6 protein-coding genes are annotated in these 6,589 nt (G+C 46.8%); 2 read left to right on the top strand and 4 right to left on the bottom strand.

Annotated elements, in window-relative coordinates:
* Positions 1-246: 246 nt before the first annotated feature.
* The 4 genes from JNN12_01730 to JNN12_01715 form a co-directional block, all read right to left on the bottom strand.
* Complete coding sequence (locus JNN12_01730; GenBank protein MBL7977031.1) at positions 247-1,566, bottom strand: HlyD family efflux transporter periplasmic adaptor subunit; 1,320 nt, start codon at positions 1,564-1,566, stop codon at positions 247-249.
* A 9-nt stretch (positions 1,567-1,575) separates the two neighbouring features.
* Positions 1,576-3,831 (bottom strand): peptidase domain-containing ABC transporter, encoded by a 2,256-nt coding sequence (locus JNN12_01725; GenBank protein MBL7977030.1) that lies wholly within the window; start codon positions 3,829-3,831, stop codon positions 1,576-1,578.
* 759 nt (positions 3,832-4,590) lie between these two features.
* Entirely contained in the window at positions 4,591-5,004 is a 414-nt protein-coding gene (locus JNN12_01720; GenBank protein ID MBL7977029.1) for a DUF3299 domain-containing protein, read from the bottom strand.
* 80 nt (positions 5,005-5,084) lie between these two features.
* Positions 5,085-5,609 (bottom strand): DUF2480 family protein, encoded by a 525-nt coding sequence (locus JNN12_01715; protein ID MBL7977028.1) that lies wholly within the window; start codon positions 5,607-5,609, stop codon positions 5,085-5,087.
* 593 nt (positions 5,610-6,202) lie between these two features.
* Between JNN12_01715 and JNN12_01710 the strand changes: the two genes are divergently transcribed.
* Together JNN12_01710 and JNN12_01705 are read left to right on the top strand one after the other, a co-directional pair.
* Positions 6,203-6,349 carry a helix-turn-helix transcriptional regulator gene (locus tag JNN12_01710; GenBank protein ID MBL7977027.1) on the top strand — a complete coding sequence of 49 codons (147 nt, stop codon included), beginning with the start codon at positions 6,203-6,205 and terminating at the stop codon, positions 6,347-6,349.
* A 30-nt stretch (positions 6,350-6,379) separates the two neighbouring features.
* Positions 6,380-6,589: hypothetical protein (locus JNN12_01705; GenBank protein MBL7977026.1), on the top strand; the 210-nt coding region annotated here is incomplete at its 3' end.

Below are 6,589 nucleotides of genomic sequence, written 5' to 3'. Positions count from 1 at the left end.
GAGCCGTAAAGGGTTTACATAGATTTACCCGTTACAATATAAGATTTTCTAAAGTAGGGGTGCAACTTTTTAAGGGCCTAATTTTAGGAGCTGATTGTTTGTAGCCGGAGGATGGGGCGTGGTCGTAAACCCAATGCCTCGTCGCAAACCACAGAAGCGATCGCCAAGAAAATGTCCACTACCACAAAAAAGCTTCAGGATAAACTTTGGGCGGCAATCGGCTAAGGTGTTGTGGTAGGATACCCATTACTTTTGCTCCATCCAAAGTTTGCGTAGTTGTACAAAGAGCCGTTCTAAAAGCCGTAGGTCTTCTGTTATGATTTCCGCAGTACCAGACATTTCAGGTTTATACTGTAAGGTTTTGTGGGAAGTTGTTATCAATTCCTGTGGTAAGCGGATTTGTACGATGTAGCGCCCAGTTGTTTCTTGCACAGAACCTGTGCGTGCCAAAGGCGAAACCGTTTGTACCGTCCCCATCAAATAGCCATATTCATAGGCCGGATAAGCATCCATCTGAATACGCACGGATTGTCCGTTCTGGATTTTTCCGGTATTGCCTGCTGGGATGAAGGCCCTTCCGATGAGCATGCTGTGCTGGGTACGGGGTGGGACAACGGTCATGACTTCCTCGCCCGCTTGGGCAAATTGTTCACTATTGGTGAATTTAAAAAAAGCCACATCGCCCGTTGCAGGGGCTTTCAGCAAGTAGTTGAGCTCCCACTCCTCAATACTGCTTTTGAGGAGCCGGAAAGCATCCCGCAAACCATTTAGGTATTGTTGTTCTTCTCGTACTTTTTGTTGGTTCAGTTCCAAAATGTTCTGCCGGAACTGTTGGGTTTGGGTTGCAAGGGACGAAATCTGGGCTTTTTGGTTTTCAACATTTCTACGGGCCTGTAATAGGGCCAGCTCCTGCTCCTGAAGGGTGAGGCGTGGTATGGCTCCTACGTCGTAAAGTTGTTTATGGGTATTGTACCGACTTCGGGCAAGACCTAATTCGCGTTCTGCTAAGTTCAATTGGCGGGTGTAGTCGTTTCGGATCAGTGCTTGTTGGTTCATTTGTTGCTCTATCGCAGCAATCCTCGGTTCATATGATCGAGAAGAACGATAAAACCGTACTTCATTTAAGCGCTGTAAGAATGTAGAATAAAAAGGTTGAATAGAGCCTAATTGTGGATTGGGATTCAAAAAAGGCATATTGTCCGGATTGGCCTCGTTGACCGCCTCTTCTATCGAGGGCAAAACATGCACAAGATCCAATACCTCATTGGTTTTTGCCGGATTTTGGATGACACCCAAAGGGGTCTCTTTGGCAACAGCCTTACCCGACTCCACCCAAAATTGTACCCGTCCACTGCTACGTGCAATTACAGAAAAGGGTGGGTCGGCGGTGGTAATTACCACTTGTGCAGGCAAAACATCGGGATACCGAATGTACCAAAGTGCAATTCCAGTGCCTACAATCAATAAAAATAACACCGTCATGCCCCATCGGATGATCCAGTGGGGCGGTTTGCCGATAATATCTTGTACGGCCTCGCTGCTACGTTCAGTTTCTAAAAGGGGCATCTGTTTTGCTTAATCTCCCAATTCCAATTGGTTACGAACCAAGTTATAATAAATGCCTCCGCGAGACACCAACTGCTCATGATTGCCAAGTTCCACAATCTTGCCTTGTTCCAGAACCACAATTTGGTCGGCATTTCGGACGGTACTTAGGCGGTGTGCAATAACCACCACTGTTCGGCCTTTAAAAAAACGATTCAGGTTGTGCATAATAATGGCTTCATTTTCGGCATCAAGGGCACTGGTCGCTTCGTCAAAAAACAGATACGCAGGGTTTTTGTATAGCACACGAGCAATGAGCAAGCGTTGTTGCTGGCCTTTGGAAAGCCCGCGTCCGTCATCCCCAATTTTTGTATTAAAACCACTGGGCAAGGTCTCGATTAAAGGTAGGATATTGGCCATCATGGCTGCATAGAGCAACCTTTCTGGGTCCACCGCTTCTTCGCCAAGAGCAATATTGCGTGCAATGGTGTCAGAAAAAATAAAGCCATCTTGCATCACCGTTCCGCAATAACGTCGCCAAACACGGTTGTCTAAAGTATTCAGGCCCACAGAGCCTATATACATTTTTCCTTCGGACGGCTCGTAGAGCTTCAGCAATAGTTTAAGCAAGGTGGTTTTGCCGCTGCCGCTGGTACCAACGATGGCGGTTACTTTGCCTTTTGGAATAACCAAGTTTATGTTATCGAGCGTGGGGTCGGTAAATGGTCCGCCATAGCGAAAAGTCATATTGTCTAAGCGAATATCACCAAAAGCGGGTAACTGTGTCAGTAGGGGTTCGTCTGTAGATTGTTCGTCGGGCATGTCATAAATTTCTGCAATGCGCTCAACCGCCATTTTGGCATCCTGCGCCGTGTGCATAAACCCGACCAATTGGCCCAACGGCCCGGAAACCTGTCCGATGATGTACTGGATGGCCACCAAGGCCCCCAAAGTGAGGTCGCCTGAAATTACCGCACTGGCCGTCAGGTACGTCACCACGATATTGCTAATCTGGCTCATCGCCATTAATCCAACGGTTTGGTATTGCTCTAAGGCCAGTCCATTGGTACTGAGGCGGAATAAGCGTGCCTGAATCCGTTCCCAAGCCCAGCGTTTTTGGTGTTCGGCATTGTTTAACTTAAGCTCCGAATATCCTGAGACAATTTGTACCAACTGGTTTTGTGTCCCGGCTTGTTCAGAAAAGGCCCGATAATCCAATTCGCGCCGTTTTTTTAAAAAGAGCGACAACCACACCACCGACACCAGCGAGGTCCCCATGAAGACAAGAAAGATTTGTACATTATAAAAAGCGAGAACCGTACCAAATACAATCACGTTCACCATCGAAAAAATCACGGAAAGGGTATTGGTGGTGAGAAATGCCTCAATCCGCTGGTGGTCTCCCATGCGTTGTAACACATCGCCAATCGTCCGTTGGTCAAAAAAACTGAGGGGAAGTTTGGTCAGTTTGATCAGAAAATCTGTGAGCAAGGCCAAGTTCAACCGGACGCCTAGATGTAACAATATCCAGCGTTCAATAAATCCCAGTGTGGTTTGTCCTAAAAACAAGGCTACCTGAGCGATAATCATCAATACCACAAAACTAAGGTTTTGGCGCTGAATTCCCTGATCCACCACGGCTTGTGCCACAAAGGGAGCCAAAAGGCTTAAAAAGCTACCCGCCAACATGCCAAGGAAAAGTTGCACCAAATAGCTTTTATACGACCTTAGGTAGCCAAACAAAAAGCTCCATTTTCGGTTACGTTCTTTGGGCGGGTCCAATTCACCAAAATGTGGGGTAGGCTCCATCAGGAGTAAAACCCCTGCCGCTTCATCGCCGTGCTGGCCACTGGCCCATGCCTTTTCAAAGTCTGCAAGCGAATAAGAAAGGAGGCCGTGGGCGGGGTCTGCCACATACACATTCTTACGGGTCACTTTGTAGATCACCACAAAATGGTTGTCGCGCCAGTGGGCAATACAGGGGACGGGGATTTCAATTAGACGGGAGACGGGTAGGCGCACTGCCAAAGTTCGCATACTTAACCCCTCGGCACAGTGGGCCATGCCTAAAAGCGAAACCCCTGATTTTTCGATGTAGCACCGTTCACGCAAAAAGGGCAATGGATACGACTTCCCATAAAACCTAAACACCATTTTAAGGCAGGTTGGCCCGCAGTCCATCTCATCCAATTGTCTATAGAAAGGAAACTTGCCTTTTTTGGTACGGGGCTTCCACTTCGATTCCTCTTCTATAACATGTTCCTCTGTGGCTGGCTCCGGCTCCATTTCCGGAAAACTGGGGGGAATAGGTTCGGATGGGCCAAAAGTAGCAGGGCCTTGCGGTTCGTAAAGCGGCTCGGCATGGGCTTCAAAAAAAACCTCCAGATGTTCTGCTTCGGCCTCTTCGCCTGCATGAACACCCACTTCGGGCGCTTCTGAGGGCGCAGGTTGGGCAGGCATAACTTTTACAGAAGCCGGAAGTTGGTCCCCTGTGGTTTCTTTTTTTAGGCCGGATAAGAAATCGAGTACGTAAACCTTCACAAATTCCTTGGATTTTAACTGCCAAATGGATGTTGTTCCCAATCAGGAAAAAACCTTGCATAAACTATACCAAAACCTTTGGTACTTGGGCTGTACTTTTCTGAATGCCTCATAAGACCAATTGCTTGGGGCAGAAAAGTTGGCCTTGGTAGCGGCTTTGGGGTACGGCTGTTTCGACTTGTTCGGCAACCGTGCTCGCGCTAACAGCATCAATTCAAAGGGGTAAGAATTTTTTGTATCTGGCTTTGCTCGATTTGGTTTGTACTTTTGCTAAGGATTAAATGGTTTATTAAGAAGCCGCATGGCGTTTGTATCGCTACACTAATTGGCTCATGAATAAAAAAAATGCCCTCGTGTCGTAAAAAGACTTCGAGGGCTGGCAAGGTGCTGCTTGAGCGGGTTTTGTAATACATGGATGTTCGTTCCAAGGAAATGGCTTAATGGGCCTAAGAAATCGCCTTTTCAGAGAACCAAAAAGACTTTATTAGCCCTGCGGACCACCGTTCAGCCCCCTACTTTGGCATTTTTGATACGGTAGTACATCCCAAACTTGTCATTCTCCAAGACCTCGATGGTTCCGGTGATGGTAATGGGTGTAAACTCGTAGTCGGCGGCGGAGGGCGTAAAAATTTCAATCATTTCCTTGCCACCGGGTGCCTCAAAATAACAGTGTGCCGGACGGGCCGCAATAATAAAGTGCTTGTGTTTTTCACCCATTTCTAAGGGGATCATAAAGCCTTGTATTTTAATGCGTTTACCGTTTAATGCCTTGACTTCTGGCTTAAACACCGTAACATATTTGTTGTTTTGCCACTTAGATTCTACCTTCGCAAGGGTGTCCCAAGAAAGGGTCTGTTGGGCATTTGAAAAAAGGGGGAGGGTGAACATCGCACCCATAAGGAAGAAAAATTTACGCATGAATCCTTGCGTTTTGAGGTTATTTGGGATTGTGATAAAAAGAGCAATGCAGGGGAAAACAACAGAGTGGGCGAAATGTTTTATGTCAAGACGGAGGCGATAGCTTTTGGTTTCCGCCAAATAGGAACAGCAGAACAGGGTTCGCCATACATGATTTTTTTGGCATATTGCTGAAGGTAGCGGGTGGCAAGTAAATACGCATCTAAAGGCACAATGGGACTATTACAGCCTTTTAGCACCACGGGAACGCCAGTAAACCGAGACCAGTCTTCCTTTTCTAATGCCCGCACAAAATGGTTGCGCACCAAATCCGTCTCACTTCCAAATGCCACCGAAGCTGCATGTCCTTCCAAAAAAGAAACCACAAGCATATACGCCCATCGCGGGAGAATGGCCGCCGTGCTACACGTAATGGCCACATGTACTTCATCATATGTTGCCCAATCGGTTGTAGCCATCACTTCCCGAAACGGCATCTCGCGTAACATCAAACCTTTGTGAAGATATTTGGCCAAGTCAAAGACAACAACAGGCTTGCCATCCCACAAAGATTCCAGGTTATACACTTCGAGTGCGCTTTGGGCCACGCGGTTGATTATTTCCATTCTTTCCGAGGTAAGGGTTTATGGGTGGCATTCTCACGCCAGAGCAGGCATTTGGTTTCCTATGGTGTTCTTAGAACGATAGGGGGGGATAGTATTTAACAAGTCCTTTGGCTAATGAAATGGGTTTTAGACCATCAAGGAGCCACTGCTACCACACATGATTCACCATAACAAACCTACATAAAATACCCAGACGACAATAGACAATAAAGCAAAGCAGCCAAAAAATTCGCCGAAATAAATCATGTAATTTTGGTTTTTAAGTCTTTTGAGTAATTAAATTATAGGTGTAAAAAGGCATTATATTATCTCATGACAAAATGATATAGGTTTTTAGTTTTGTAAGCGATTTATTCTATTTAGATATGTGAAGTTACGTCTGGTTTCTATTTCCCAACCCATCATATCCTACGGTGTACCATGAACCATCCCATACAGAACGATACGCCGAGCAAACAATCCCAGTATATATACCACCTCCCCCTTTCCCGCGATTGCATAACCGCCTTTTTGATGAAACACTTGCCACAAGCGAGTGCCTTTCTGTCTGCGGGGATCATAGCCACTTTTTGTAATACCGTTTTGCGCATTATTTGGTCAAAACGCTACACGAGTATGTACAACACCACCGCGTCGCATTTGCCGAAACCTTGCTCCGAGATACAAGTGATTCGCTTGCGGAGGTTGCGCTTTGGGTGGGCTACAAAACGCAAAGTGCCTTCACAATGGATAGCGTTTAAGCACTTATTCGGGATGCCACCGGGCAGAAGTTGCGGCAAAACAACGGCTTACGTATTACCACGACGGGCGTAGATGCCAACTTCCGGCCCATCTATTTCGCCACCGCCGAAACATGGAAAGACTATGTGGGCGGCCTGGTTTATATGTGGCAACGCAGTGATGCCACGCTTTCTTTGGCGGAGCGCTTTCTTCAGACGGGAGGCCGTATCTTGCTCCATGCCAATGGCTCTTTGACATAT

The organism is Bacteroidetes Order II. bacterium (genome assembly GCA_016788705.1).
GTDB lineage: Bacteria > Bacteroidota > Rhodothermia > Rhodothermales > UBA2364 > UBA2364.
Note: the sequence above shows the minus strand (reverse complement) of the source record. Positions and strands in the feature narration are given on the sequence as shown.

What these genes read in the sequence shown, in the direction of transcription:
- JNN12_01730 (MBL7977031.1), bottom strand. Translation starts at nt 1,566, where the DNA reads ATGCCCCTTTTAGAAACTGAACGTAGCAGCGAGGCCGTACAAGATATT.
- JNN12_01725 (MBL7977030.1), bottom strand. Translation starts at nt 3,831, where the DNA reads ATGGAGCCGGAGCCAGCCACAGAGGAACATGTTATAGAAGAGGAATCG.
- JNN12_01720 (MBL7977029.1), bottom strand. Translation starts at nt 5,004, where the DNA reads ATGCGTAAATTTTTCTTCCTTATGGGTGCGATGTTCACCCTCCCCCTT.
- JNN12_01715 (MBL7977028.1), bottom strand. Translation starts at nt 5,609, where the DNA reads ATGGAAATAATCAACCGCGTGGCCCAAAGCGCACTCGAAGTGTATAAC.